Raw genomic sequence first — 26628 nt, 5'->3', positions numbered from 1 at the left:
AGGGGCGTATCGAGACCCACCCGCCCAGGCACTGAGGCTCCGCAGACCCGAGCCCCACCACCGGCGGATCCGCGTCCCGCTCCGCTGGCCGGTTCCGACAACCCGCCCCCGCCCGCTCCCGCCGCCCTTTGTGGCCGCGCGACGGAACGTTTCCGCGATCCGCCGACCCGACCTACCGTGCAGGAGCACCGCCTCCCGACGCACTGCAGCGACGGGATCGACCGCTCGATCCTCCGCTCCGGCCGATCGCGAGCGGTCCGAGCCGAAGACGGTCGAAGGGATCCTCCTCATGAGCACCACAGCGCCCCGCCCCCACTCCGCCGCCGACGCCGCCGACCGCGCCGGATCGCGCTCCCGGGTCCGCCGCTCCCGCTCCGGCCCGGTCACCCCGCCGCCGCCCGTCGACGTGCTCGGCAGCGAGGTCGACGCCCGGCTCGACGAGGACGGCGCCCCCGGCGTCGACGTCGCGGCCCTCGGCGAGCTGCTGCTCGGCGAGTGGCGCGAGCAGCGCCTCGCCACCCGCGCCCTCACCTCCCGCCCCGAGCTGCACCGGACCGACGGCCTGCCGATGGCCGAGCACCGCGCCCGGGTCACGCAGCAGATGAGCATCCTCGCGGCGGAGGGCGGCGTGCACCGCGCCTTCCCGGTCGCGCTCGGCGGCGACGCCGATCACGGCGGCAACATCGCCGGCTTCGAGGAGCTGGTCACCGCCGACCCGTCGCTGCAGATCAAGTCGGGCGTGCAGTGGGGGCTCTTCGGCGCCGCCGTCCTGCACCTCGGCACGCAGCCGCACCACGAGAAGTGGCTGCCGGGCATCATGAGCCTCGAGATCCCCGGCGCCTTCGCGATGACCGAGACCGGGCACGGCTCCGACGTCGCCTCGATCGCGACCTCGGCGACCTTCGACGAGGAGGCCGGCGACTTCGTCCTGACCACCCCGTTCCGCGCCGCATGGAAGGACTACCTCGGCAACGCCGCCGTCGACGGCCGGGCCGCCGTCGTCTTCGCGCAGCTCGTCACCCGCGGCGTGAACCACGGCGTGCACGCGTTCTACGTGCCGATCCGCGACGAGGAGGGCGCGTTCCTCCCCGGCGTCGGCGGCGAGGACGACGGCCTCAAGGGCGGGCTGAACGGCATCGACAACGGCCGCCTGCACTTCGACCACGTCCGCGTGCCGCGCGAGAACCTGCTCAACCGCTACGGCGACGTCGCGGCCGACGGCAGCTACTCCTCGCCGATCGCGAGCCCGGGGCGTCGCTTCTTCACCATGCTCGGCACGCTCGTGCAGGGCCGCGTCTCGCTCGACGGCGCCTCGGTCGCCGCGTCGAAGATCGCGCTGACGATCGCGATCACCTACGGCGACCAGCGCCGCCAGTTCACCGGCGGCGGCGACCGCGAGGAGGTGCTGCTCGACTACCAGCGGCACCAGCGCCGACTGCTGCCGCGCCTGGCCACGACCTACGCGGCGGGCTTCGCGCACGACAGGCTGCTGCGCGCCTTCGACGACGTCTTCTCCGGCAGGAACGACACCGACGAGTCGCGGCAGGACCTCGAGACGCTCGCCGCGGGTCTCAAGGCGCTGTCCACCTGGCACGCCCTCGACACCCTGCAGGAGGCGCGCGAGGCCTGCGGCGGCGCCGGCTTCCTCGCCGAGAACCGGCTGACCCAGCTCCGCGCCGACCTCGACGTCTACGCGACGTTCGAGGGCGACAACACCGTGCTGCTGCAGCTCGTCGCCAAGCGACTGCTGACCGACGTCGGCCGCCGGTTCAAGAACGCGCAGCCGGGGGAGCTGGCCCGCTACGCGGTCGGCCAGGTCGCCGGAGCGACGGTCAACAACTCCGGACTGCGGCGGCTCGCGCAGGTCGTCGCCGACCGCGGCTCGACCGCCCGCTCCGTCGGCCAGCTCCGCGACGAGCAGCGCGAGCTGCTCACGGACCGCGTCGAGAGCATGGTCTCGGGAGTCGCGTCCCACCTGCGCTCGGCGTCGAAGCTGCCCGCCGACGAGGCCGCCCGCCTCTTCAACGCGCACCAGAGCGAGCTGATCGAGGCCGCCCGCGCGCACGCCGAGCTTCTGCAGTGGGAGGCGTTCACCGAGGCGCTCGCCACGATCGAGGACGACGGGACGCGCACGGTGCTGACCTGGCTCCGCGACCTGTTCGGCCTCGAGCTGATCGAGAAGCACCTCGCCTGGTACCTGCTGCACGGCCGGCTCTCGTCGCAGCGGGCGCTCGCGGTGACCTCCTACATCGACCGCCTGCTCGCGCGCCTCCGCCCGCACGCCGGCGACCTGGTCGCGGCGTTCGGCTACCGCCCCGAGCACATCCGCGCGTCGATCGCGAGCGGCGCCGAGGCGACCCGCCAGGAGGAGGCGCACGCCTGGTACGAGGCCGCCCGCGCGGACGGCACCCTCCCCACCCCCGAGAAGTCGCCCAAGCGCTGACCCCCTCCGCGAGATGCCACTTGTGCACGCGACACGCCGTGAGAAGTGTGCACAAGTGGCATCTCGCGGCCTGCGTCAGCGCTTGAGGAAGGCCAGGGCGGCGTCGCGCTCGGCGCGGAGCTCGAGGACGGACTCGTCGATCTTGGCGCGCGAGTGGGCGTCGATCTCCAGGCCCGGGATGATGCGCCACTCGCCATCGACGGAGCGGACGGGGAACGAGGAGATCAGGCCCTCCTCCACACCGTAGGATCCGTCCGACTCGACCGCCGCGGAGGTCCACTCGGTGCCGGTGACCCAGTCGTGCACGTGGTCGATCGCGGCGGACGCGGCCGAGGCGGCGGAGGAGGCACCGCGCACCTCGATGATCTCGGCGCCGCGCTTGGCGACCCGCGGCTCGAACTCCTCGTGCAGCCAGGCGGTGTCGAGGAGGTCTGTGACGGGCCGGCCGTCGACGACCGCGTGGCTGACGTCCGGGTACTGCGAGGCGGAGTGGTTGCCCCAGATCGTGACGCCGGAGATCGCGTCGACCGGAGCATCGAGCTTCGCGGCGAGCTGCGCGACGGCGCGGTTGTGGTCGAGGCGGGTCATCGCGGTGAAGCGCCCGGCCGGGATGTCCGGGGCGCTCGCGCGGGCGATCCAGGCGTTGGTGTTGGCCGGGTTGCCGACCACGAGCACGCGGATGTCGTCGGCGGCGTGCCCGTTGAGCGCGGCCCCCTGCGGACCGAAGATGCCGGCGTTCGCCGCGAGGAGGTCGGCGCGCTCCATGCCTGCCGAGCGCGGGCGGGCGCCGACGAGCAGGGCGACGCTCGCGCCGTCGAACGCGGCGGCCGGGTCGTCGGTGACCTCGATGCCGCGCAGCAGCGGGAATGCGCCGTCCTGCAGCTCGAGCGCGGTGCCGGCCGCGGAGCGCAGGCCGGCGGGGATCTCGAGGAGGCTCAGCCGGACCGGGACGTCGGGCCCGAGGAGCTGCCCGGAGGCGATGCGGAACAGGAGCGCGTAGCCGATCGCGCCTCCCGCTCCCGTGACGGCGACGGTGACGGGGGTGCGCTGCATGCTCATGCGGCCGACGCTAGTCCGGCCGCCTGCGCGCCGCATCGGAAGCGGGGTCCCGAGACGCGCTGCGCTGCTCGACCCGCACAAGGAGCGGCTGTCGCCGCGCTCTCCCTCCCGCGCCCGTGCGTGCCGTCGCTCTCCCTCGCCGCCGCGCTCCCGTGCATGCTGGTCGAGCAGCCGCGGCACGCGGCGTGTCGAGACCCCACCCCTTCGACCCTTGACCGTTAGACCTCTAACCATTAGTCTTCTGAGCATGCAGGAACCCCGCGACCGCCCCACCTCCGGACTCGAGCTCGTCCGCTGGCTCGCGTGGGCGCAGCGCAAGGCCGGCGAGGACTGGATCCGCGCCCGCGAGCTCAGCCACGAGCAGGCCTTCGTCCTCGGCTACCTCGCGCAGACGCCCGGCGTCATCCAGCGCGAGATCGCCGAGGTCAGCCGAACGAGTCCCGCGAGCGTCACGAGCCTCCTGCAGGGGCTCGAGCGCCGCGGTCTCGTCGAGCGGCGCACCGAGGGCGGCGACGACCGCCGCAAGCGCGTCTACGCGACTCCCGCGGGCGCCGAGCTCATCGCCGGGTTCGAGGAGGCCATGCTCGCCGCCGACGAGACCCTCCTCGCCCCCCTCGACCCCGAGGAGCGCGCCACCCTGCAGGCGCTCCTGACCAAGATCACCGCGGTCCTCCCGCCCCCCACCCGCTAGGCGTCCGGGCGCTCCGCCCCCGCCTCCCGTTCCGCCCTCCTCGCGCGCCTCCTCACCGCGCCCTCCTCGGCGCGCCCTCCCTCCTCGCGCCGTGCCGGCGACCCTCGGCGCGCGCTCGACCCTGCCCGGAAGAAGCCCAGCCATGTCCAGCAGCGACACCCCCACCGACACCACCCCCACCGACACCACCCCCGCCGACACCACGCCCACCACCACCCCGCCCCCCGCCGCCCCCGGCACCGACCGCTGGTACCTCTCCTCCGCCCCGATCGTCCGCGCGCTCGTGCACCTCTGCGTGCCGATGGCCGCCGCGATGATCGTCTCCGCCGTCTACAGCGTGATCAACGCCGGCGTCGTCGGCTCGCTGCACGACGCGACCCTGCTCGCCGCGATCACCCTCGGCTCCCCGCTGCTCGGGCTGGTGATGGCCGTCGGCGGAGTCTTCGGGGTCGGCGGCAGCGCGCTCATCTCGCGCCTGCTCGGCGCCTCCGAGCGCGACCCCGAGAAGGCGGGCGAGATCAAGCACGTCGCCTCCTTCGCGCTCTGGGGCTCGATCATCACCGGCGCCGTCCTCGGCGGCCTCGGCCTGCTCCTGCTCGGCCCGCTGGTCGCCCTCCTCGGCGCCGACTCCACCACGGCCGCCGCGACCGGCGCCTTCACTGCGGTCACGCTCGCCTTCGTGCCCGTGCTCGCCGCCTCCTTCTGCCTCGAGCAGCTGGTGCGGGCGGAGGGCGCGGCCCGCCAGGTCATGATCGGCCTGCTCCTCTCGACCGTCGCGAACCTCCTCCTCGACGTCCTCTTCATCCTGGTGCTGCACCTCGGCGTCGCCGGGGCGGCGCTCGCCGTGGGCCTCGCCAACCTGCTCGTCGTCGGCTACTTCGCCCTCTGGCTCCAGCGCCGGAGCGAGCACATCGACCTCTCGCCGCGCTGGTTCACCTTGCGCGCGAGCGTGCTGAAGCCCGTCTTCGGCGTCGGCGCCGGCGAGCTGCTGCAGTCGGGCTTCCTGATCGTGACCGCGCTCGTGCTCAACAACCTCGCCGCGGCCTACGGCGACGGACCGCTCGCGGCCATGGGTGTCGCGGTCCGCATCGCCCAGGTCCCCGAGTTCCTGGTGATGGGCATCACCCTCGGCGTGCTGCCGCTGCTCGCCTACTCCTACGGCAAGGGCGACCGCGAGCGCCTGCGCGCGGCGGTCCGCGGGGCCGCCGTCGCGGTCGGGACGATCACCGTGCTCGCGGCCGCCGCTCTCTGGCTGCTGCACGAGCCGGTGCTCGCGGTCTTCGCCGACGACCCCGCCGTGCTGACCCTCGGCGCCGTGGTGCTCGCGGCGCAGCTCGTGGCGATGATCGCGAACGGCTTCGCGGGGCTGCTCACCTCGCTGTTCCAGGCCACCGGCCGCGCTCTCGCGGCGACCACCATGTCGCTCACCCAGGGCGTCCTCTTCGTCCCGGTCGTGCTGCTCGGGAACCTCTGGTTCGGTCTCGGCGGCATCATCTGGGCGCTGACCGCCACCGAGGTGCTCGTCCTCGTCGCCGGAGCCGTGCTCTGGCTCGCCTCCCGCCGCGCGATCGATCGCGGCCTGGCCGAGGGCGACGCCGAGCGCGCCGAGGCGGTCCTCGAGCAGGCCTGACGCCGCCCCGGATGCGCAACCCCCGGGCGCATCCGGGGCCGGGCCGCGTGAAATCGCCTCCCCCGACCCTGATCGTCAGTAGTGTGCGGCCCATGCGCACTCTGTACCCCGAGATCGAGCCCTTCCACACCGGAATGCTCGACGTCGGCGACGGCCACGAGATCTACTGGGAGGCCTCGGGCAACCCCGAGGGCAAGCCCGTCGTCTTCCTGCACGGCGGACCGGGCGCCGGCGCCTCGGCCACCCACCGCCGCCTGTTCGACCCGGAGAAGTACCGGATCGTGCTCCTCGACCAGCGGATGTGCGGCCGCTCCACCCCGCACGCGAGCGAGCCGGACGCCGACCTCTCCACCAACACCACCTGGTACCTCGTCTCCGATCTCGAGAAGCTCCGCGAGCACCTCGACATCGAGCGCTGGCAGGTCTTCGGCGGCTCCTGGGGCTCCACGCTGGCCCTCGCCTACGCCGAGTCGCACCCCGAGCGCGTCACCGAGATCGTCCTCCGCGGCATCTTCACCCTGCGCCGGGCCGAGCTCGAGTGGTTCTACGAGGGCGGCGCCGCCGCGGTCTACCCGGACCTCTGGGAGGGCTACACCTCGGTGATCCCGGCGGGCACGAGCGGCAGCCTGATCGAGGCCTACTACCGGCTGCTGCACGACGCCGATCCGGCCGTGCACGGCCCCGCCGGCGTCGCCTGGACCACCTGGGAGTCCTCGACCATCACGCTCCTGCAGAAGCCGGAGATGATCGAGGCGTGGTCCGACCCCGCCTTCGCCCTGGCCTTCGCGCGGATCGAGAACCACTACTTCGTGCACAAGGGCTGGCTGGAGGAGGGGCAGCTGATCCGCGACGTCGGCGTGCTCCGCGGCATCCCGGCCGTCATCGTCCAGGGCCGCTACGACATGTGCACGCCCGCGTTCACCGCGTGGGACCTGCACAGGGCCTGGCCCGAGGCGGACTTCCACCTGATCCCGGACGCCGGCCACGCGTTCGACGAGCCGGGCATTCTCGACGCGCTGATCGAGGCGACCGACCGCTTCGCCTCCTGAGCCGATCAGCGGCTCCGTCCCGCCCGGCCGGCGGGGCGGACTAGCCTGGGCGGATGCGCGCGGACGACGACAAGGGGATGGACGGCTGGCCCACCGGCCGCCTCCTCGCCACGGCGTCCCGGATGGTCGAGCACGCCTGGCACGGCGCGCTCGCCGAGATCGGCCTCACCCACGCGGGCCTGGTCGTGTTGCACCTGCTGCAGGCGGGGCCGGCCGCGCAGAAGGAGCTCGCCGCCTCCGCGCACGTCGAGGTGCAGACCATGTCGCGCACGATCGAGCGCCTCGAGCGCGAGGGGCACGTCTCCCGCGTGAGCGACTCCGCCGACCGCCGTCGGCAGCTCGTGTCGCTGACCGACAAGGGCCGCGAGGCCTGGCAGCGCGCGCACCGGCTCGAGGTCGACATGCTGCCCGGGACCCTCGATCACGGTCCGCTGCGCGAGGCGCTGCTCGACATCATCCGCGACGCCAGCGAGTCGCGCTGGGGCTGATCCGGCCGAGCCGCGGGGGCCGTCCGCAACCCCGGGCAGCGTGTCCTCGGTCGGCGCTAGTTTGACCGCATGACCTTCAACGACGACTCCCAGCTCAGCGGCGGCAAGGTCCGTCGGCGCGGCCGCACCACCGGCATCGCGGTCGGCGGAGGCGCCGTGGGCGTCGTCGTCCTCGCCCTGCTCTCGCAGCTGCTCGGCGTCGACCTGTCCGGGCTCGGCGGTCTCGTCGGCGGTGGCGGCGGATCCTCGCCGGAGCAGATCACCAGCACGGCCGTCGCCTGCGACAGCGGCGCCGATGCCAACGCCGAGGTCGACTGCCGGCTCGAGGGCGCGGCGGAGTCGCTCGACCGCTACTGGGCCGGCGCGGCGGGCTCCGTCGGGGCGACCTACACGACGACCGGCGGAGTGATCGTCTTCGAGGACCAGACCAGCACCGGCTGCGGCAACGCCACCGCCGCGGTGGGCCCGTTCTACTGCCCGCCGGACCAGACGATCTACCTCGACACCGACTTCTTCGACGAGCTGCGCACCCGTTTCGACACCTCGGGCGGCTCGCTCGCGCAGATGTACATTCTGGCCCACGAGTGGGGCCACCACATCCAGAGCCTGACCGGAGCGATGGAGTCGGCCGACCGCAGCGGCACCGGCCCGGACTCCGACTCCGTGCGCCTCGAGCTGCAGGCCGACTGCTACGCCGGCGCCTGGGTCGGCGACGCCTCGACCGTGCCCGACGAGACCGGGACTCCCTATCTGAAGCCCGTGACGCAGGAGCAGTACCGCGACGCCCTGAGTGCCGCCGCGGCCGTCGGCGACGACCGCATCCAGGAGCAGGCGACCGGCACCGTCGACCCCGAGGGCTGGACCCACGGCTCCGCCGAGCAGCGCCAGCGCTGGTTCCAGGCCGGCTTCGACGCCGACGCCACCGCCTGCGACACCTTCGCCGTCGCGGGCTCCGCCCTCTGACCCCACCCCGGAGCGGCCCCGCGTTCATGCTGGTCGAGTAGCCGCGCAGCGGCGTATCGAGACCCCCCTCAGCTCACCGAGTCGCTCGGCTCCTCCATGTACCACTCCGTGAAGGAGCACGCCCGCCCGTCCTCCGCGAAGCGGATCACCCACAGATTCAAGTACGTGCGGTCCGACGGGTAGATGGTCCGCGCCTCCACCACCGCCGTCGTCTCCGTCAGCGCGACGAGCCCCCACGCGAACGTCGGGTCGTCCGGCTCGCTCTCCGCGACCCACCACTCCACGATCGCCTCCCGCGGGGTGATCGCCTCCGCGTACGGCGCCGTGAAGTACTCCGCGCCCTCGGTGAAGAGCGCCGCCACATCCGCGGGGTCGTCCGTCGCCCAGGCCTTCTCGTAGCCGGCGATCCAGCTCTCGATCTCGATCATGCGCCCATCCTCGTCCCGCCCGGGGCAGCCCGGTAGAGCGATCGGGAAGGTTTCCGAGCATCGGTCGGTTCGGCTCAGAGGCCCGGCGATGCAAAGCTGAGCAATACGACCCGCCCTGCAGGACGCCGGACCACCGGCGTCCCGCTCCTGCACGCCGCCGACACGAAGGACCGCAGTGCCCGACTCCGACAGACGCTCGCTCACCCGCTCGCCCAGCCCCCGCCTGATCACCGCCGTCCTCGCCTTCGCGGGGATGAGCGCCTCGTTCATGCAGACGCTGGTCGTCCCGATCCAGTCGGAGCTCCCCACCCTTCTCGGCGCCGACCGGAGCGAGACCGCCTGGGTGATCACCGCGACCCTGCTCAGCGCCTGCATCCTCACCCCGGTCTCCGGGCGTCTCGGCGACCTCTACGGCAAGCGCCGGATGGCCCTCGCCGCGCTCGTCGTCCTCGTGCTCGGCTCGATCGTCTGCGCCTTCGCGGACGACGTCTGGACGCTCGTGGTCGGCCGCGCCCTCCAGGGAGCGGTGATGGGCGTCATCCCGCTCGGCATCTCGATCCTCCGCGACACGCTGCACCGCGACCGCCTGCCCGGCGCGATCGCCCTCGTCAGCGCCACGCTCGGCATCGGCGGCGCGCTCGGCCTGCCGCTCAGCGCCCTGGTCGCCGAGAACCTCGACTGGCACGTGCTGTTCTGGATGTCCGCCGGACTCGGCGTCCTCGACATCGTCCTCGTGCTCCTCGTCATCCCCGTCTCGACCCTGCGCTCGCCCGGCCGCTTCGACGTCGTCGGCACGATCGGCCTCGCGATCGGACTCAGCGGCATCCTGATCGCCGTCTCCCGCGGCAACGACGCGGGCTGGACGAGCCCCGGCATCCTCGGCTCCGGCCTCGGCGGCGTCGCGGTCCTGCTGATCTGGGGCTGGTACGAGCTGCGCCAGGAGAGCCCGCTCGTCGACCTCCGGGTCGCCGCCCGCCCCGCGGTGCTGTTCACCAACCTCGCCTCGGTGGCCGTCGGCTTCGCCTTCTTCGGCGCGCAGATCACCCTGCCGCAGCGCCTCGAGCTGCCGGCCGCGTCGGGCGTCGGCTTCGGCCTCAGCCTGATCGTGGCGAGCCTGGTCCTGGCGCCCTCGGGCCTGGCGATGATGGCGACCTCGCCGCTCGCCGCCCGGCTCTCGGCGCAGTCCGGACCGCGCCTGGTGCTGGTGTCGGGAGCCGCACTGATCGCCGTGTCCTACCTGCTGATCCTCCCGTTCGGCGCGGAGGTCTGGCAGATCCTCGTGATCAACGCGCTGATCGGCGTCGGCCTCGGCCTCGCCTACGCCGCGATGCCGACCCTGATCATGCACGCGGTCCCGGCCTCCGAGACCGCGGCGGCGAACGGTTTGAACTCACTGATGCGCACGCTCGGCACGACGCTCTCCTCCGCGGTCACCGCGGCCGTGCTGGCGCAGCTGACCGTCTCGGTCGGCGCCGTCGATCTGCCGAGCTCGGAGGCGTTCGAGACGACGTTCGTCATCGGCGCGATCGGCGCGGTGGTGGCCGTGGTGCTCGGGCTGCTGATCCCGAAGGTGTCCCGCCCGGAGGTGCGTCCGGCGCTGCCCTGACCGGTGCTTCCGGCCGGCGCGCTCGCCCGAGCGCCGCGCAGGCCGCCGTGCTCACTCCTCGTCGAGGAGCAGCCGCTCGATCTGCAGCTCGCGCAGGCGCACGGTCGCCAGCTGGTTCTCGCGCGCGGCGATCGCGAGCCGGCAGAGCAGCACGGCGAGCACGAGCACGATCACGACGACCGCGATGGCCGCGACGATGTAGAGGATGCCGAAGACGTTCAGAGCGGAGAACATCCTCCGACGCTAGCCAGCGGACATCGAGCGGGTCGTCCCCCGCGTGACGGAGCAGCGACTCCTCGGAACCCCGATGGCGCTTCACATCCGGGCCCGAGGTGCCCGCGCGTAGGGTGACTCCCCGTGGAACCCCGATCTCCCGACCGCGCGGCGCCCGCCGTCCCCCCGCTCAGCGACGAGGTCGCGCAGGCGCTCGACGCCGGGACGGTCGCCGAGATCCGCGCCCTCCGCGACGACTTCGCGCGGTTCATGCTGCAGTACAAGTTCGGCATGGACGAGATCGTCACGAAGGTGACGATCCTGCAGGAGGAGTTCCGCGAGATGCGGGAGTACAACCCGATCGAGCACGTGTCGAGCCGGCTGAAGTCGGCCGACAGCCTGATCGAGAAGATCGAGCGCAAGGGCTGCGACACCTCCTTCGAGGGCATCGCCGCCGCCGTCACCGACATCGCGGGCGTCCGGATCACCTGCAGCTTCGTCTCCGACGTCTACCGCGTCTTCGACATGCTCACCACGCAGGCCGACGTCCGCGTCCTCGAGGTGAAGGACTACATCGCCACTCCGAAGGAGAACGGCTACAAGAGCCTGCACGCGATCGTCGAGGTGCCGGTGTTCCTCTCGGGAGGCTCGGTCGACGTCTGCGTCGAAGTCCAATTCCGCACCATCGCGATGGACTTCTGGGCCAGCCTCGAGCACAAGATCTACTACAAGTACGACCGCCAGGTCCCGCAGCAGCTGCTCGACGGCCTGTCCGACGCCGCACGCACCGCGGCCGCCCTCGACGCCGACATGGAGCGCCTGCACCGCCAGGTCCGCGGCGAGCTCCCGCTCGACCCGGTCCTCCGCATCCTCGACGTCTGACCCGCGGCACCGTTCATGCTGATCGAGTAGCCCGCGCAGCGGGCGTATCGAGATCCGCCGTCCCCGGGACTACCCCAGCGCCGTCACCAGCACCAGCAGCAGCACCGCGGACCCGTTCAGCGTCGCGTGCGACACGATCGCCGCGCCGAGCCGCCCGGTCACCGTGGAGATCCAACCGTGCGCCAGCCCGGCGATCACCGTCGTCGTCCCCAGCGTGACGACCGTCGCGGGGTTCACCATCTGGTGCCCGTGCAGCAGAGCGAAGACCAGCGTCGACGCGATCACGCTGAACACCGCCGCCCAGACGCGCCGTCCGCGGGTCGGCGGCGCGGCGTCGCCCTTCGTCCGCAGCATCCGGTTGCGGACCGCCCGCATGACGACCCCGCGGCAGAGGATCTCCTCGACGATCGGAGCGACCAGCACCGGGATCATCACGGAGCTCAGCACGAACCACAGCGGGTCGGGGTCGAGCTCGAGGTTGCTCTCCGCCTCGCCCAGCAGCGGCGAGAACACGATGAGCACGGCGACGATCGCGATCCGCACGCCGATCCCCAGCCCGATGCCGATCGGCACGTCGATCCAGCGGAACCGCAGCCCGTAGTCCGCGGCGAGCGACCCCAGCCCGCGGAGCCTCGACGCCGCGAACGGGATGACGAGCGCGACCAGGTAGCTGGCGAACGACCCCGCGAACACGAGCCCGGGGGAGTAGGGCAGCACCCCGAAGCCGAACAGCACGATCAGCAGCGCGAGCGGCAGCACGATCCCGGCGATCGTCAGCGCCGCCGTCGGCAGTCCCCAGCGCACCCGCGGATCCGGCAGATAGAGGAGAGAGGAGTACGGAGCGTCGACCGACGGCTGCGGCTCGGGCGGCGGCGCCCAGGCGAAGACGGGCCCACCGTGCGGCGGCGCGGCGGCGACGGCAGGCTGCTCAGGAGCGACGGTCGACGGATCGGGCGGCGGAAAGGCGGCGGGATTCATGGCCCGCTCAGGCTACGCAGCCCAGCTGAGCGCCCGGAGCGCACCTCGGGCTCGCAGAACCACGTCCGGCTCGCAGGATCGAGCCGTTCTCGCGAGCCGAGGCCGATCCGACGAGCCGAGCAGCCGCTCTCGAACTCTGCTGCGCGAGATCCGTCGTACTCCTGCATCGAGTACGACGACTTCTGCGGAGTGAGGCGCGGCCCGATCGGTGGGGCTCGGGAACGACCCGTTAACGGAAGAAACCCCCGCCATGTAGAAGCTAGGCGAGGGTTTCCGTGGCTCCGACGGGCGTCGATCCCGTGACCTCACGATTTTCAGTCGTGCGCTCTACCAACTGAGCTACAGAGCCGTTGCAGCCGAGGATGTCCGAGGACATCGATGCCGCGAGGAGACGAACGAGTCGTCTCCTGGAAAAGGCCCTTCCTCTCGGAAGGGCCTCTCTGCGACCCTGACGGGACTTGAACCCGCGACCTCCGCCGTGACAGGGCGGCACGCTAACCAGCTGCGCTACAGGGCCTCGTTGCGAAGACAAGCATACTGCCTTCGAGGCTGTTCGATTTTCACATCCCGTCCGTCTCCGGCCGTTCTGCGGTGGTGCACTTCTCTTGCGGTGGTAGTCCTCATCCGTGACCCCAACGGGATTCGAACCCGTGCTGCCGCCGTGAAAGGGCGGTGTCCTAGGCCACTAAACGATGGGGCCGGAAGCTCGCCGGGGCGACCCTGCGGCCGACCCACCATGACTACCGACACGCAAGCATAGGGACAGCCGGCCGGATATGCAAAATCGGCCCTCGAGGGGCGCCGATCGCGGGTCGGCCCCCGCACGTCGATGCGCGCCTGTGCCCCGGACGGGCGACGCCGATCCCTAGGCGTACGGGGAGGGCTTGGCTAGTGTGGGTCGGAATCGCCACTTCCTCGCGACGGAGCCGCACCGCCGTCGGGGGAGTAGTCCGTCTCCAGCACCGAGGTCCCATGATCCACTCTTCGCGCCGAAACCGCCCCGCACGCCGCTCCGGCGCGCCGCGGATCGGCCGTCTCCGCGGCACCGCCCTCGTCTCGGCCGCGGTGGCCCTGGTCGCGGGTCTGCTGGTCGCCACTCCCGCGCAGGCGGTCGAGTACCCCAGCTGGGCCGACGTCGAGGCGGCGAAGGGCAACACCCAGGCGGCGGCCGCGCAGGTGGACAGCATCCTCTCGCTGATCGACGGCCTGCAGAGCGAGGTCGCGGCGGCGCAGCAGGTCGCCGAGCAGCGCGGCGAGGAGTACTTCGCGGCTCAGCAGGACTTCGACGACGCCTCGGATCGGGCGACCGAGCTCGAGGCCAAGGCCACCGCCAGTGCCGACCAGGCCGACGCCGCGACGCAGCAGGCGGGCCTCCTGGCCGCTCAGCTCTACCGCACCACCGGCACCGACCTCTCGGTCAACATCTTCCTCGACGGCGAGGGCGGCAAGGCCGACGACCTCCTCGGCCGCATCGGCAACATGACGAAGCTCGTCGAGCGCTCCAACGCCATCTACGAGCAGGCCAGCACCACCAAGAACACCGCCGAGTCGCTCGGCGACCAGGCGAAGGTCGCGCAGGCCGAGCGGGAGAAGCTCCGCGTCGCCGCCGAGGCGAAGCTCGCCGAGGCCACGGCCGCGCAGGCCGCCTCGGAGGCCGCGCTCACCGAGCAGCAGAACCAGAGCATCGTGCTCGAGCAGCAGCTGGCCGCGCTCCGCGACACCGAGTCGACGACCGTCGCCGAGTACGAGGCCGGGGTCGCGGCGCGCGAGGCCGAGCGCCAGCGCATCCTCGCCGAGCAGGAGGCCGCCCGTCAGGCGCAGGCCGAGCTCGCCCGCCAGCAGGCGGCGGCCGCCCGAGAGGCCGCGGCTGCCGCGGCGGCAGCGGCTCCCTCCCGCGGATCCGGCGGCGGCGGTGGCTACAGCGCCCCGGTCGCCCCGTCCCCGGGCGGCGGCTCGACCGCGGTCAGCGACTCCGGCTGGGTTCGTCCTGCCGCGGGCCGCATCACCGGCACCTTCGGCCCCCGCGGCAGCCTCTCCACCGGCGGCGGCTCGACCAGCTCCTACCACCGCGGCACCGACATCGCCGGCGGCTGCGGCATTCCGATCTTCGCCGCCCACAGCGGAACGGTGACCTACGCCGGCTGGTTCGGCACCTACGGCAACTGGATCGAGATCAGCAACGGCGACGGCATCAGCACCGGCTACGCGCACATCATGCCCGGCGGCATCTACGTCAGCGTCGGCCAGCGGGTCGAGGCGGGCCAGCAGATCGCCGCCGTCGGCACTACCGGCGCGTCCACCGGCTGCCACCTGCACTACGAGACCCGCGTCAACGGCACCGCCGTCGACGCTCAGCCCTTCATGGCCGCACGAGGAGTCACACTTGGTTGACGCGCAGAAGACCGCCCGCAGCTTCACCCCCGCCCCGCGTGAGCGGGCCTGGAAGGGCCGTCTTCCGCTGGCGGTCTCGGCTGCCTTCGCGGTGACGGCCGTCACGGCGTCGCTCGGCATCGTGCCGGCCCAGGCCGACGACCCGTCGTACCCCTCGTGGGACGACGTCCAGAACGCGAAGACCGACGAGGCGAGCAAGCAGGCCGAGATCGACTCGATCACCGCGCTGATCGGCGGGCTGCAGACCTCGGTCGACGACGCCTCGCTCGTCGCGATGAAGAAGGCGGAGGCCTGGCGCCAGGCCCAGGAGGCGCTCGACGCCGCGGCCGCCGCCGTCACCGAGCTCGAGGACCGCGCGAACGCGGCGGCGTCGACGGCGCACACGTCGCAGATGCGGGCCGGCCTCCTCGCCGCGCACCTCTCCCGCTCCGCCGGCGGCGACCTCTCGATGAGCCTCGTCGCGAAGGGCCAGGACGCGGGCGACCTGCTTTACCAGCTCGGCGCCATGTCGCAGCTCTCCGAGCAGTCGCAGCGCGTCTACGCCGACGCCCTCGCCGACAAGCAGACCGCGGAGTCGCTCGCCGAGCAGGCCGACGTCGCGGTCGTCGAGCACCAGAAGCTGTCCGACGCCGCGGACGAAGCCCGCACGGGCGCCGACGACGCCGCCGCCTCCGCCCGCAGTGCCCTCGCGGCGCAGGAGGCGAAGTCGGAGGAGCTCATCGCGCAGCTCGCCCTGCTCAAGGACTCCACCGTCGAGATCGAGACCGCGTTCCTCGCCGGCGAGCAGGAGCGCAAGGCCGCCGCGGCCGCTGCCGCAGCCGCCGCGAAGGCCGAGGCCGACGCTGCGGCCGCCCAGCCCGTCGCCGCGGCACCGGCCGCCGCTCAGCCCTCGTCGGGCTCGTCGTCCGGCTCCGCCTCGTCCGGCTCCCGCCCGGCCGCGCCGGCCGCGAACCAGCCCTCGGCCCCGATCGCACAGCAGCCGGTCGCCCCCCAGCCCGAGGCGCCGCAGCAGCAGCCGGCACCGCAGCAGCCCGCTGCGCCGGCGGCCCCCGCGCAGCAGCCCGCCGTCCAGCTCCCGCAGCCGGCCGCACCGCAGCCCGCGCCGGTCCCGGTGGCGAACCCGGAGCCGCAGGTCGACCAGGTCGAGACCGCGATCTCCTACGCGATGGCGCAGCTCGGCGAGCGCTACGTGCTCGGCGGCATGGGCCCGGACGTCTGGGACTGCTCGGGTCTCACCAAGCAGTCGTACGCGAGCGCCGGCGAGTACATCGGCACGCACTCCGCGACGAACCAGTACAACACCATGGCGAACGAGGGCAAGCTCGTCCCCTACAGCCAGCGTCAGCGCGGCGACCTGCTCTTCTGGTCCGACTCGCCCGGCGACTACTACCACGTCGCGATCTACCTCGGCGACGGCCAGATGATCGAGGCGCCGAACCCCAACTCGCCCGTGCGCGTGCACTCGATCTGGGGCACCCCGACCGGCATGGTCGGCCGCCCGACGGCGTAGCGCCGCCCGGGCAGCACCGCCCGAAGACACGAGAACCCGCCCCCTCGAGGCGCCGGCAGCAGCCGGTCGACTCGACGGGGCGGGTTCCGTCGTGAGAAGACCCGTGAGGGTCAGTGGCCCTCTTCGGCCAGCTTCTTGATGCCGTCCTGGACGATCTGCTCGGCCTCGGCGGCGTCGCCCCAGGCCTCGACCTTGACCCACTTGTTGGGCTCGAGGTCCTTGTAGCGCTCGAAGAAGTGCTTGATCTCGTTCTTGGTCTGCTCCGGGACGTCCGAGATGTCCTGGATGTGCTGCCAGCGCGGGTCCTTCGCGGGGACCACGATCACCTTGGCGTCGGAGCCGGCCTCGTCGCTCATGTTGAGCACGCCGACCGGGCGGACGGAGACGCCCACGCCCGGGAAGACGGGGTACTCGAGCAGCACCAGCGCGTCGACGGGGTCGCCGTCGAGGCCGAGGGTGTTCTCGAAGTAGCCGTAGTCCGTCGGGTAGACGAAGGAGGTGAAGAGCACGCGGTCGAGGTAGACGCGACCGGTCTCGTGATCGACCTCGTACTTGTTGCGGCTGCCCTTGGGGATCTCTACGACGACGTCGTATGCGGCCATGTTCGCTCCTTGAGTCGGTGGCGCCGCGGGCGGCGCATCGGCGGGTCGGACCGGCCGGGGGAGTTCGTGCGGACGCGCGCGCTCGCAGGCCGGATCGCTGGCCTAACGTTACTTGATGTGCCCGATCGCCCCCGCCTGACTCCCGCCGTCGCCGACATCCGGCGCGCGGTGCGCGCGAGCCTCGACGAGCTCGACCCGGGGGCTCTGGTGCTCGTCGCGCTGAGCGGCGGAGCCGACTCGCTGGCCCTCGCGGCGGCGGTCGCCTTCGAGGCCGAGCGCGGCGGTCGGCGGGCCGGCGCCGTGATCGTCGACCACGGTCTCCAGGACGGATCAGCGGAGGTCGCGCGACACGCATCGGAGCAGGCGCACACCCTCGGTCTCGCCCCCGTGCTGCGCGAGGTCGTGTCGGTGCTGCCGGATGGCGATGGGCCGGAGGCGGCGGCCCGCACGGCGAGGTACCGCGCCTTCGACTACGCGGTCGAGGCGACGGGTGCCGCGGCGGTCCTCCTCGCGCACACCCTCGACGACCAGGCCGAGACGGTGCTCCTCGGGCTGGCCCGGGGCGCGGGCGCCGCGAGTCTGCACGGCATGGCGGCGGTGAGCGGGGTGCTGCGGCGCCCTCTGCTCGGGATCCGGCGCTCGAGCACCATGGCCGCCTGCGCGGACGCCGGGCTGCAGCCCTGGAGCGATCCGCACAACGACGACCCGCGCTACACCCGTGTCCGCGTGCGCCGCTCGGTGCTGCCGGTGCTCGAGGACGAGCTCGGCCCCGGAGTCGCCGAGGCGCTCGCCCGCACGGCCGACCAGCTCCGCGAGGACGGCGACGCGCTCGACGCGATGGCGCTCGACTGGGCGCTCGAGCTCGTCGGCCAGAACGACGACGGCCACGTCACGGTCGACGCGCGCGGCCTCGCCGCCGACCCGCCGGCGCTGCGCCAGCGCATCATCCGCCTCGTCGTGCAGAACGAGTTCGGCGTCGCCCTCTCCCGCGCCCAGACCCTCGCCGTCGCCGCCCTCGTCACCGACTGGCACGGCCAGAAGGGCGTCGACCTCCCGGGCGTCCGAGCCACCCGGGTCTCCGCAACCCTCGTCTTCGCCCCCGTGTGATCTCCCCTCCGCGAGATGCCACTTGTGCACGCGACACGCCGTGGAAGGCGTGCACAAGTGGCATCTCGCGGAGGGGAGCAGGGCGTCCCCGCCCGTAGAGTGGCCGGGTGGAAGCAGCCGACATCGCCGACGACATCACCGAGGTCCTCTTCACCGAGGCCGAGATCCACGAGCGGATCCGCGACCTGGCCCGCGCCATCGAGCGCGACTACGCCGGCGAGAACCTGCTCATCGTGGGGGTGCTCCGCGGTGCCGTCATGGTGATGGCGGACCTCGCCCGCGAGCTCAAGCTCGACATCGTGATGGACTGGATGGCCGTCTCCTCCTACGGCAGCAGCACCAAGTCCTCCGGCGTGGTGCGGATCCTCAAGGACCTCGACACCGACATCACCGACCGCAAGGTGCTGATCGTCGAGGACATCATCGACTCCGGCCTCACGCTCTCCTGGCTGCAGGGCAACCTGCGCAGCCGCGGCGCGGAGTCCGTCGAGATCTGCGCGCTCTTCCGCAAGCCCCGCGCCGCCAAGGTCGAGGTCGACGTCGCGTACGTGGGCTTCGACATCCCGAACGACTTCGTCATCGGCTACGGCCTCGACTACGCCGAGCGCTACCGCAACCTCCGCGATGTCGCGATCCTCGCTCCCCACGTCTACGCCTGACCGGTCCGTGGCCGTCGCCCGCGCGGACGCGGCGCAGTCGAGCCTCGAGCGGCTCTTCGCGGTGCCGGTGCTCGGCTACCACGTGAGCTACCCGACGTCGCTGCGCGCGGATCTCGAGTTCGACTACTGGTGGCTCGCGCACGCGATCGACGCCGCCGTCGACGCGTTCGAGCGCACCGGAGACACCGGGCACCTCGAGCGCGCCGCGCGGATCCACCGTGCCGTCCGGCTCCGCAACGGCGGCCGGCTGGTCAACGGCTACTTCGACGACATGATGTGGCTCGGCGGCGCGCTGGCCCGCCTCGGCGAGGCGACCGGGGAGGGGCGCTGGCTCGACCGCGCGGACCGGCTCTGGCGCTTCGCGGTCGCACGCGGCTGGAACCTCCGGCACGGCGCGAGCCTCGCCTGGCGCCGCCGCCAGCTCGACTACAAGAACGCGCCGGCGAACGGGCCGTTCGCGATCCTCGGCGCCCGGCTGGAGCGCCTCCGCCCGGACGGCCGCGAGGAGCTGGCCCGCGCCGCCTTCGACTGGCTGCACGTGCGCCTGCGCGACGACGACACCGGCTTCGTCGCCGACGGCATCGGCCGCGAGGGCGGCTCGGCCCGCGACGACTGGGCGTTCAGCTACAACCACGGCGTCTACATCGGCGCGGCGCTGGCGCTGCACCGGCTGCGTCCGGATGGACGGCTGCTCGCGCACGCCTCCCGCACCGCCGACGACCTGCTCACGCGCCTCGCACCCGACGGCGTCTTCGTCGACCAGGGTGCGGGCGACGGCGCGCTCTTCGGCGGCATCGCCTACCGGCACCTGGTCGACCTCGCGACGGCGGACGGGGTCGACGCCGCGTCCGCCACGCGGATCCGCCGCTTCGTCACCGGCAGCGTCGACGCCCTCTGGCGCTCGAGCGAGCGCGGCGGGATTCTGCTCGCCGGGCCGCGCTGGGACGCCCCGCCGACCCTGCCCGCGACGCTCTCGGCCGAGCTCGGCGCGGTCCTCGCGACGGAGGCGGCGGCGACCCTCGAGCGGCGCACGGTGCGGGAGCCGGCGCGCGGCACAGCAGACTGAGTGCGTGAGAGCCCCTTCCGCGAGATCCACGGCCGCGCGACCCGTGGTCGCCGTCGTCATCAATCCGAGCAAGTTCGACGACGTCGGCGCGGCGCAGGACGTGGTCGCCACGGTCGCCCGCCGGGCCGGCTGGCGCGAGCCGCTCTGGTTCGAGACCAGCGCCGACGACTCCGGAGCCGGAGCCGCGCGGGCCGCGCTCGAGTCGGGCGCCGACCTCGTCTGCGCGATGGGCGGCGACGGCACCGTGCGCGCTGTCGCCTCGGTGCTGCGCGGCACCTCTGTTCCCTACGGACTGCTGCCCAGCGGCACCGGCAACCTGCTCGCCCGCAACCTCGGGATCCCGCTCGGTGCGCTCGCCGACGCGGTCGAGATCGCGCTGCTCGGGCAGGACCGGGCGATCGACGTCGGCACAGCGACCTTCGACGACGGCGAGGAGCGCGTCTTCATGGTGATGGGCGGCGTGGGCCTGGACGCGGAGATCATGGACAAGACCGACGACGAGCTGAAGAAACGGGTCGGCTGGGGCGCCTACGTGGCGGCAGGCGCCGAGGTGATGTTCAAGGCCGGCTTCGAGGTGACGCTGACGATCGACGGGAAGCCGGAGCCGCCGACCCGCACCCTGATGGTGCTGGCCTGCAACTGCAGCTCGGTCGTGGCGAACATCGAGCTCGCCGCCGGCGCGGTCCTCGACGACGGCGACCTCGAGCTGGTGCTGCTGCGCCGCCGCTTCGGCCTCGCTCTCGACGTCGCGACCGGCAACCGCAACGGCCTCGCGTCCCTGCACCAGTGGCCGGGGCGCGAGTTCTCCTTCTCGCTCGACCAGCCCGTGCTCGCCGAGCTCGACGGCGACCCGATCGGCCGCACCACGAGCGGCCGCTTCAGCGTCGACCCCGGCGCGCTGCTCGTCCGCCTGCCCGTGCCCACCCCGAAGAGCCCGGGCCTCACCCCGCACGACACCCTCGTGATCGACACCACCGAGATCGCGACGATCCTCGCCGCCGAGCCCGACGGAGCGGCACCGACCACCTGACGCTCCGAGCGCCACCATGCTGGTCGAGTAGCCCCGCAGGGGGGTATCGAGACCCGGCGTCGTCAGCAGGGAGGTCTGCAGACTCGACGTCCGGTGACGGTGGATCTCGATACGCCCGCTGCGCGGGCTACTCGATCAGCATGCAACGGGAGTGCTGCTGTCTCCCTCTCATGCTGGTCGAGTAGCCCCGGAGGGGCGTATCGAGACCCGGCGTCGTCAGCAGGAAGGTCTGCGGACTTCCCTCTTGACCACGGTGGATCTCGATACGCCCGCTGCGCGGGCTACTCGATCAGCATGAAGGGGTGCTCCGCGATCGGCATGTAGGCGGCGCGAACTGCTCGCTCCACCGCAATGCTTCCTCCCGCTCCTTTACGGTTGTAATGTAGATTACGAACGTAAAGGAGGCACCATGGCCGACCCCCGCCTCGCCCGCTCGCGCGAGCAGCTGATCGCCGCGATCACGGTCGCGCTCGACCACCCCGGCGACGAGCAGCCGTCGATCACCGACCTCTGCTCGGCCGCCCGCGTCAGCCGGCCGACCTTCTACCAGCACTTCGGCGACGTGCCCTCGCTGGTCGAGGCCGCCGCGCTCGAGCGCATGCACGCGCTGTTCGCCGCCGTCGTGCCGCCCTCGCCGCAGGACGACTGGGAGACCGCGGTGCCGCGCGTCGTCCGCGGCCTGCTCTCGGGGCTGCTCGAGCACGCCGACTTCTACCGCCGCGCGCTGAGCGGTGGCACCGCCCGCTCCGTCCAGGAGTCGGTCGTCGCCTTCCTCGCCCAGCGGCTGCTCGCCTTCTCGCCGCTGGCCGCGCAGGAGGCGGGCGACCGCGCCCGGGTCGAGCGCTTCGCCGTCTTCCTCGCCGCCGGGACCGTCTGGCTCGTCGTCGGCTGGCTGCTCGACGGCGACGACCGCCGCCCGGTCGCCGCCGCCTCGGCCGAGATCGCCGAGCTCCTCGTCACCGGAGTCGCATCGCCGCGGCTCACCGCACCCGCCACCGACTCCTCGAAGTAGAAGGACCATGCCCGCCTCCGCCACCCGCCGCTCACCCCGGCTCCTCCACCGTCTGCGCTCCGTCTCCCCGCGGCTCGTCGTCGTCTTCTCCGCGATCGCGCTCATCCCGCTGATCTACGCGGGCCTGCTGACTTCGGCGAACCTCGACCCGACCCACCACCTCGACACCGTCCCCGCGGCGATCGTGAACGAGGACACCGGCGCGACCGCCGCCGACGGCTCGGCCCTCGCGCTCGGCGACGCGCTGACCGACGAGCTGACGACGAGCACCTCCGCCTCGAACTTCGACTGGACGCGGACCGACGCCGACGAGGCCGCGAGCGAGCTCGCCTCCGGCGCCGTCTACGCAGTGCTGACCGTTCCGGCCGGCTTCTCGGCCGACGTCGCCTCGGTCGGCGGGGACGACCCGTCGGCGGCGACCGCGGCCCGGTTGTCGATCGCGACGAACGACGGCGCCAACCTGATCGTCGGCAACATCGCCGCGACGATCGGCAGCACGGTCACACAGACCCTCGAGAAGCAGGTCGGCGAGGAGTACCTGAAGAACGTCTACGTCGGCTTCACGGACGTGCACGACAGCCTCGAGCAGGCCGCCGACGGCGCGACGCAGCTCGCCGACGGCGCGGCCACCGCGTCGAGCGGCTCGGACGAGCTCGTCGTCGGCGTCGAGCAGCTGCAGGACGGCACCGCGCAGCTCGCCACCGGGGCGGACTCGCTCCGCACCGGGGCCGACTCCGCTGCGGACGGAGCGGCGACTCTCTCCTCCGGCCTGCAGCAGCTCGCCGACGGGACGTCCGCGCTGCCGTCGTCCGCCGCCGCGCTGAACGCCGGTGCGCAGTCGGTCGCCACGGGTGCGCAGTCGCTCGACGGTGGAGCCGCGGACCTGGCGACCGGAGCGGCGACCCTCGCCGACGGCACCGCCGCTCTGTCCTCCGGAGCGGCGACAGCCGCGACCGGCGCGCAGTCCCTCGCCGAGGGAGCCTCCTCCGTCTCCGGCGGCGCGACGGCGGCGCTCGCCGGCGCCGGGACGCTGCGCGACGGCTCGGCGGCGCTGGCCGCGAGCACTCCCGCCCTGGCCACCGGAGCGGCGACGGTCGACACCGGCCTCCGGTCGCTGATCGCGGGCTACGGCACCCTCACCGACACCGAGCGCCTCGCCCTCCTCACGCAGCTCGAGTCGGGAGCCGCCGGGGTCTCGTCCGGAGCGACCGCCGCGGACCAGGGCGCGCAGAGCCTCGCCGCCGGGTCCTCGGCGCTCGTCGGCGACTCCTCGGGCGGGCTGACCGCGCTCGCCGCGGGCGCCGCCTCCGTGTCCTCCGGCGCCGCCGACCTCACGACCGGCGTGCAGTCGCTCGCCTCCGGAGCCGCCTCCGCCGACTCCGGCGCGCAGTCGCTCAGCACCGGGGCGCAGTCCCTCGCGACCGGCGCCGCGTCCCTCGACTCCGGAGCGGCGCAGGTCGCCGCCGGCACCGGCACCCTCGCCGGCAGCGTCGGCCCGCTGACGACCGGCCTCGACTCCGCCGCGAGCGGGGCCGGAGCACTCGCCTCGGGCACCGCCTCGCTCGCCTCCGGCTCCGACGCCCTCGCCACCGGCGCCGACTCCGCCGCGCAGGGCAGCGCGGACGCCGCGACCGGCGCGGGCAGCCTCGCCTCAGGGGTCGACTCCCTCGCCTCCGGTTCCGAGACGCTGTCCGGGAAGCTGGCCGACGGGGCGGCCGACGTCCCGTCCTACACGTCGGACCAGGCGGACGCGCTCAGCGCCGTCGCCGCGGCCCCCGTCGCTCTCGACACCGAGCGCCTGAACCGCGTGCCCGAGTACGGCTCCGGACTCGCGCCGTACTTCATGGCCCTCGCGCTCTGGGTCGGCGCCCTCGCCTTCTACCTGATGAGCGCGCCGCTGAGCGAGCGCCTGCTCGCCGCCCGCCGGCCCGCCTGGGTGATCGCGCTGCGCAGCTACCTCCCCGGCGCGCTGATGGCGGTGGCGCAGGGCGTGCTCGCCGCGCTGGTGATCCGCTTCGGCGTCGGCGTCGAGATGGCGCAGCTCCCGGCGCTGATGGGGATCGCGGTCCTCACCAGCCTGACCTTCGTCGCGATCAACCAGGCGCTGATCGCCCTGCTCGACGCGCCCGGCCGCTTCCTCGCGCTGCTGCTGATCGTGCTCCAGCTCTCCTCGGCGGGCGGCACCTACCCGATCGAGACGGCGCCCGCCTTCTTCCAGGCCGTGCACGGGGTGCTGCCGCTGACCTACACGGTCGAGGCGTTCCGCTCCCTGATCGCGGGCGGCAGCATCGGCGTCGCGAACGCCGTGCTGGTGCTCTCGCTCTGGCTGCTCGGTGCCCTCGCCGTCACCGTGCTGGCCGCCGCCCGCCGCCGCCGCGGCCTGACGCCGGCGCTGCGCGACCCGGAGCCCCTCCTCGAGACGGCGTGACCGGAGGCCGCCGGCTGCGGCGGCGCGCAGCATGCTGCGAGACGGCGTGACCGGAGGACGCCTGCGGCGGTGGCGCCCAGCATGCTGGTCGAGTAGCCGCGCAGCGGCGTATCGAGACCCGCCGTCCTCAGCAGGACGGGTCTGCAGCCTCGCGTTCTGACGCTGGTGGATCTCGATACGCCCGCTGCGCGGGCTACTCGATCAGCAGGCAGGCAGTGTCGGGAGCCCGTTCCGCGCGCCGAACGCGGCCGCCCCGCGCCCAGCCCGCGCTTCCTCCGCCCAGGGCGAACGCGTGGCGCGCGCTCAGAGAGCGGGAGGTAGCCTGACACTCACATTTCCTCGTCAGAAAGGTGCCGGGCCTGCGCCCGCAACATTCATGAACGTCAAGCGCATCTTCCGGGGTCCCATTCTCTACGTCGTCCTCGCGATCGTGGCGGTCTGGATCGGCTCCTCGCTGATCACGATGTCGGGCTTCCGGCAGATCAGCACGCAGGAGGGGCTCCAGCTCCTCTCCGACGGCAAGGTCGACTCCGCGAAGATCGTCGACGGCGAGCAGCGCGTCGACCTGACCCTCGCGCAGGACGACGGCGACAACGGCAAGCAGGTGCAGTTCTACTACGTGGCACCGCGCGGCGCCGAGGTCGTGGACGCGGTCACCACCGCTGCTCCGTCCGACGGCTACGACGACGAGGTCCCGCAGACCAACTGGTTCCTCTCCGCTCTCGGCTTCCTCCTCCCGATCCTCCTGATCGGCGCGTTCTTCTGGCTGATGCTCTCGGGCATGCAGGGCGGCGGCAACCGCGTCATGCAGTTCGGAAAGTCGAAGGCGAAGCTGGTCTCGAAGGAGTCGCCCAAGGTCACGTTCGGCGACGTCGCCGGCGCCGACGAGGCGATCGAGGAGCTGCACGAGATCAAGGAGTTCCTCAAGGAGCCCGCCAAGTTCCAGGCCGTCGGCGCGCGGATCCCGAAGGGCGTCCTGCTCTACGGCCCTCCCGGCACCGGCAAGACCCTGCTGGCCCGCGCCGTCGCGGGTGAGGCGGGCGTCCCCTTCTACTCGATCTCCGGCTCCGACTTCGTCGAGATGTTCGTCGGCGTCGGCGCGAGCCGCGTCCGCGACCTGTTCCAGCAGGCCAAGGAGAACTCGCCGGCCATCATCTTCGTCGACGAGATCGACGCCGTCGGCCGCCACCGCGGCGCCGGCATGGGGGGCGGGCACGACGAGCGCGAGCAGACCCTCAACCAGCTCCTGGTCGAGATGGACGGCTTCGACGTCAAGACCAACGTCATCCTGATCGCGGCGACCAACCGCCCCGACATCCTCGACCCCGCGCTGCTGCGCCCGGGCCGCTTCGACCGCCAGATCGGCGTCGACGCCCCGGACATGCTCGGCCGCAAGAAGATCCTCGAGGTGCACGGCCGCGGCAAGCCGCTGGCCGGCGGAGTCGACCTCGAGGTCGTCGCCCGCAAGACCCCGGGCTTCACCGGTGCCGACCTGGCGAACGTCCTCAACGAGGCCGCGCTGCTCACCGCCCGCTCGAACGCGCAGCTGATCGACAACCGCGCGCTCGACGAGGCGATCGACCGCGTCATCGCCGGTCCGCAGCGCCGCACGCGCGTCATGCGCGACAAGGAGAAGCTGATCACGGCGTACCACGAGGGCGGCCACGCCCTCGCCGCCGCGGCGATGCGCCACACCGACCCCGTCACGAAGGTCACGATCCTCCCGCGCGGCCGCGCCCTCGGCTACACGATGGTGCTGCCGCTCGAGGACAAGTACTCGACCACCCGCAACGAGCTGCTCGACCAGCTCGCCTACGCGATGGGCGGCCGTGTCGCGGAGGAGATCGTCTTCCACGACCCGACCACCGGCGCCTCGAACGACATCGAGAAGGCGACCTCGATCGCCCGCAAGATGGTCACCGAGTTCGGCATGTCCTCGAACGTGGGCGCCGTGAAGCTCGGCTCCTCCTCGGGCGAGATGTTCCTCGGCCGCGACATGGGCCACCAGCGCGACTACTCCGAGCAGGTCGCCGAGCGCGTCGACCTCGAGACCCGGCAGCTGATCGAGCAGGCGCACGACGAGGCCTGGCAGGTCATCAACGCCAACCGCGACATCCTCGACCGCCTCGCCGCCGACCTCCTCGAGAAGGAGACGCTCGACCACGACCAGCTGGCCGAGATCTTCAAGGACGTCCGCAAGATCGACGAGCGCCCGCAGTGGCTCTCGAGCGACAAGCGCCCGCTCTCCGACCTCCCGCCGATCGCCATGCCGCCGGCCAAGGCGCCGATCGACGCCGGCGCCACCGACGGCGCGGTCGTCTCGGAGAGCTCCGAGCCCGCCGCCCCGCAGCGGCCGCCGCTGATCAACCCGCGCCCGACGACGGCGTAGCAGC

General features: G+C 72.8%; 22 protein-coding genes and 3 tRNA genes. 17 read left to right on the top strand and 8 right to left on the bottom strand.

All coding sequences use genetic code 11. From position 1 onward, the window contains the following. Positions 1-289 precede the first annotated feature (289 nt). Entirely contained in the window at positions 290-2443 is a 2154-nt protein-coding gene (locus tag MT353_RS07490; protein ID WP_243624002.1) for an acyl-CoA dehydrogenase, read from the top strand. A gap of 75 nt (positions 2444-2518) precedes the next feature. On the opposite strand, the gene MT353_RS07485 is transcribed toward MT353_RS07490, so the two are convergent. Then, positions 2519-3496 carry a malate dehydrogenase gene (locus tag MT353_RS07485; protein ID WP_308197516.1) on the bottom strand — a complete coding sequence of 326 codons (978 nt, stop codon included), beginning with the start codon at positions 3494-3496 and terminating at the stop codon, positions 2519-2521. Between the two features lie 253 nt (positions 3497-3749). On the opposite strand from MT353_RS07485, the gene MT353_RS07480 reads away from it, so the two are divergent. The 5 genes from MT353_RS07480 (at position 3750) to MT353_RS07460 (ending at position 8323) form a co-directional block, all read left to right on the top strand. Continuing rightward, a complete protein-coding gene (locus tag MT353_RS07480) occupies positions 3750-4193 on the top strand; it encodes a MarR family winged helix-turn-helix transcriptional regulator (protein WP_123446820.1) in 444 nt (147 codons plus the stop codon). Between the two features lie 142 nt (positions 4194-4335). Beyond that, a complete protein-coding gene (locus tag MT353_RS07475; protein WP_243624000.1) occupies positions 4336-5823 on the top strand; it encodes an MATE family efflux transporter in 1488 nt (495 codons plus the stop codon). Between the two features lie 92 nt (positions 5824-5915). Next, the gene (gene pip / locus MT353_RS07470; protein WP_123732675.1) at positions 5916-6872 is read left to right on the top strand and encodes a prolyl aminopeptidase; all 957 of its coding nucleotides are present in this window, start codon (positions 5916-5918) and stop codon (positions 6870-6872) included. A gap of 53 nt (positions 6873-6925) precedes the next feature. Beyond that, a complete protein-coding gene (locus MT353_RS07465) occupies positions 6926-7360 on the top strand; it encodes a MarR family winged helix-turn-helix transcriptional regulator (RefSeq protein ID WP_123732676.1) in 435 nt (144 codons plus the stop codon). Positions 7361-7429: 69 nt separating this feature from the next. Next, the gene (locus tag MT353_RS07460) at positions 7430-8323 is read left to right on the top strand and encodes a neutral zinc metallopeptidase (RefSeq protein ID WP_123736601.1); all 894 of its coding nucleotides are present in this window, start codon (positions 7430-7432) and stop codon (positions 8321-8323) included. Positions 8324-8391: 68 nt separating this feature from the next. On the opposite strand, the gene MT353_RS07455 is transcribed toward MT353_RS07460, so the two are convergent. Continuing rightward, entirely contained in the window at positions 8392-8751 is a 360-nt protein-coding gene (locus tag MT353_RS07455) for a nuclear transport factor 2 family protein (RefSeq protein ID WP_123446815.1), read from the bottom strand. A 175-nt stretch (positions 8752-8926) separates the two neighbouring features. Here MT353_RS07455 and MT353_RS07450 point away from each other — a divergent pair, with 175 nt between their 5' ends. Continuing rightward, the gene (locus tag MT353_RS07450; RefSeq protein WP_243581140.1) at positions 8927-10357 is read left to right on the top strand and encodes an MFS transporter; all 1431 of its coding nucleotides are present in this window, start codon (positions 8927-8929) and stop codon (positions 10355-10357) included. A 51-nt stretch (positions 10358-10408) separates the two neighbouring features. Here MT353_RS07450 and MT353_RS07445 read toward each other — a convergent pair whose 3' ends face one another. Continuing rightward, positions 10409-10591 carry a hypothetical protein gene (locus MT353_RS07445; RefSeq protein WP_123446814.1) on the bottom strand — a complete coding sequence of 61 codons (183 nt, stop codon included), beginning with the start codon at positions 10589-10591 and terminating at the stop codon, positions 10409-10411. A 249-nt stretch (positions 10592-10840) separates the two neighbouring features. Between MT353_RS07445 and MT353_RS07440 the strand changes: the two genes are divergently transcribed. Further along, complete coding sequence (locus MT353_RS07440) at positions 10841-11452, top strand: GTP pyrophosphokinase family protein (RefSeq protein ID WP_243624224.1); 612 nt, start codon at positions 10841-10843, stop codon at positions 11450-11452. Between the two features lie 69 nt (positions 11453-11521). Here MT353_RS07440 and MT353_RS07435 read toward each other — a convergent pair whose 3' ends face one another. The 4 genes from MT353_RS07435 to MT353_RS07420 form a co-directional block, all read right to left on the bottom strand. Further along, positions 11522-12430: a CPBP family intramembrane glutamic endopeptidase gene (locus tag MT353_RS07435; RefSeq protein ID WP_243598134.1), complete on the bottom strand. Its 909-nt coding sequence runs from the start codon at positions 12428-12430 to the stop codon at positions 11522-11524. 276 nt (positions 12431-12706) lie between these two features. Further along, a tRNA-Phe gene (locus tag MT353_RS07430) sits at positions 12707-12779 on the bottom strand. A 94-nt stretch (positions 12780-12873) separates the two neighbouring features. After that, positions 12874-12947, bottom strand: a tRNA-Asp gene (locus MT353_RS07425). 110 nt (positions 12948-13057) lie between these two features. Further along, positions 13058-13130, bottom strand: a tRNA-Glu gene (locus MT353_RS07420). Between the two features lie 272 nt (positions 13131-13402). On the opposite strand from MT353_RS07420, the gene MT353_RS07415 reads away from it, so the two are divergent. Further along, complete coding sequence (locus MT353_RS07415; RefSeq protein WP_243623999.1) at positions 13403-14821, top strand: M23 family metallopeptidase; 1419 nt, start codon at positions 13403-13405, stop codon at positions 14819-14821. Then, complete coding sequence (locus tag MT353_RS07410; RefSeq protein ID WP_243623998.1) at positions 14814-16331, top strand: NlpC/P60 family protein; 1518 nt, start codon at positions 14814-14816, stop codon at positions 16329-16331. Before MT353_RS07415 ends, MT353_RS07410 begins: the two co-directional genes overlap by 8 nt. 110 nt (positions 16332-16441) lie before the next feature. Here the strand turns inward: MT353_RS07410 and ppa are convergent, their stop codons facing one another. Then, complete coding sequence (gene ppa, locus MT353_RS07405) at positions 16442-16933, bottom strand: inorganic diphosphatase (protein WP_123446811.1); 492 nt, start codon at positions 16931-16933, stop codon at positions 16442-16444. Positions 16934-17050: 117 nt separating this feature from the next. Between ppa and tilS the strand changes: the two genes are divergently transcribed. The 7 genes from tilS to ftsH all read left to right on the top strand — a co-directional run bounded on the left by tilS (position 17051) and on the right by ftsH (position 26624). Next, on the top strand, positions 17051-18040 hold the full coding sequence (gene tilS, locus MT353_RS07400; protein WP_243623997.1) for a tRNA lysidine(34) synthetase TilS: 990 nt from the start codon (positions 17051-17053) through the stop codon (positions 18038-18040). Positions 18041-18147: 107 nt separating this feature from the next. Next, positions 18148-18699 carry a hypoxanthine phosphoribosyltransferase gene (gene hpt / locus MT353_RS07395; RefSeq protein ID WP_123446809.1) on the top strand — a complete coding sequence of 184 codons (552 nt, stop codon included), beginning with the start codon at positions 18148-18150 and terminating at the stop codon, positions 18697-18699. 7 nt (positions 18700-18706) lie between these two features. After that, positions 18707-19765: a glycoside hydrolase family 76 protein gene (locus tag MT353_RS07390; protein WP_243623996.1), complete on the top strand. Its 1059-nt coding sequence runs from the start codon at positions 18707-18709 to the stop codon at positions 19763-19765. A gap of 4 nt (positions 19766-19769) precedes the next feature. Beyond that, positions 19770-20795: a diacylglycerol kinase family protein gene (locus MT353_RS07385; RefSeq protein WP_243598139.1), complete on the top strand. Its 1026-nt coding sequence runs from the start codon at positions 19770-19772 to the stop codon at positions 20793-20795. Between the two features lie 409 nt (positions 20796-21204). Then, positions 21205-21807 carry a TetR/AcrR family transcriptional regulator gene (locus MT353_RS07380; RefSeq protein ID WP_243623995.1) on the top strand — a complete coding sequence of 201 codons (603 nt, stop codon included), beginning with the start codon at positions 21205-21207 and terminating at the stop codon, positions 21805-21807. A gap of 7 nt (positions 21808-21814) precedes the next feature. Next, positions 21815-24235, top strand: coding sequence for a YhgE/Pip domain-containing protein (locus MT353_RS21505; protein WP_279400580.1), 2421 nt, complete (start codon positions 21815-21817; stop codon positions 24233-24235). Positions 24236-24611: 376 nt separating this feature from the next. Then, positions 24612-26624 carry an ATP-dependent zinc metalloprotease FtsH gene (gene ftsH, locus MT353_RS07360; protein ID WP_123705529.1) on the top strand — a complete coding sequence of 671 codons (2013 nt, stop codon included), beginning with the start codon at positions 24612-24614 and terminating at the stop codon, positions 26622-26624. The last annotated feature ends 4 nt before the right edge of the window (positions 26625-26628 follow it).

It is taken from the genome of Rathayibacter sp. VKM Ac-2927 (genome assembly GCF_022815525.1).
Classification (GTDB): domain Bacteria; phylum Actinomycetota; class Actinomycetes; order Actinomycetales; family Microbacteriaceae; genus Rathayibacter; species Rathayibacter festucae.
This window is presented reverse-complemented; position numbering and strand designations above follow the sequence as displayed.

Bases quoted from the DNA above. Each gene is read 5' to 3' on its own strand.
- ftsH (WP_123705529.1), top strand. From the start codon at position 24,612: ATGAACGTCAAGCGCATCTTCCGGGGTCCCATTCTCTACGTCGTCCTC.
- pip (WP_123732675.1), top strand. From the start codon at position 5,916: ATGCGCACTCTGTACCCCGAGATCGAGCCCTTCCACACCGGAATGCTC.
- MT353_RS07460 (WP_123736601.1), top strand. From the start codon at position 7,430: ATGACCTTCAACGACGACTCCCAGCTCAGCGGCGGCAAGGTCCGTCGG.
- MT353_RS07445 (WP_123446814.1), bottom strand. From the start codon at position 10,591: ATGTTCTCCGCTCTGAACGTCTTCGGCATCCTCTACATCGTCGCGGCC.
- MT353_RS07440 (WP_243624224.1), top strand. From the start codon at position 10,841: ATGCTGCAGTACAAGTTCGGCATGGACGAGATCGTCACGAAGGTGACG.
- MT353_RS07480 (WP_123446820.1), top strand. From the start codon at position 3,750: ATGCAGGAACCCCGCGACCGCCCCACCTCCGGACTCGAGCTCGTCCGC.
- MT353_RS07475 (WP_243624000.1), top strand. From the start codon at position 4,336: ATGTCCAGCAGCGACACCCCCACCGACACCACCCCCACCGACACCACC.
- MT353_RS07485 (WP_308197516.1), bottom strand. From the start codon at position 3,496: ATGCAGCGCACCCCCGTCACCGTCGCCGTCACGGGAGCGGGAGGCGCG.
- MT353_RS07380 (WP_243623995.1), top strand. From the start codon at position 21,205: ATGGCCGACCCCCGCCTCGCCCGCTCGCGCGAGCAGCTGATCGCCGCG.
- MT353_RS07435 (WP_243598134.1), bottom strand. From the start codon at position 12,430: ATGAATCCCGCCGCCTTTCCGCCGCCCGATCCGTCGACCGTCGCTCCT.
- MT353_RS07465 (WP_123732676.1), top strand. From the start codon at position 6,926: ATGCGCGCGGACGACGACAAGGGGATGGACGGCTGGCCCACCGGCCGC.
- MT353_RS07415 (WP_243623999.1), top strand. From the start codon at position 13,403: ATGATCCACTCTTCGCGCCGAAACCGCCCCGCACGCCGCTCCGGCGCG.
- MT353_RS07455 (WP_123446815.1), bottom strand. From the start codon at position 8,751: ATGATCGAGATCGAGAGCTGGATCGCCGGCTACGAGAAGGCCTGGGCG.
- MT353_RS07490 (WP_243624002.1), top strand. From the start codon at position 290: ATGAGCACCACAGCGCCCCGCCCCCACTCCGCCGCCGACGCCGCCGAC.
- MT353_RS21505 (WP_279400580.1), top strand. From the start codon at position 21,815: ATGCCCGCCTCCGCCACCCGCCGCTCACCCCGGCTCCTCCACCGTCTG.
- ppa (WP_123446811.1), bottom strand. From the start codon at position 16,933: ATGGCCGCATACGACGTCGTCGTAGAGATCCCCAAGGGCAGCCGCAAC.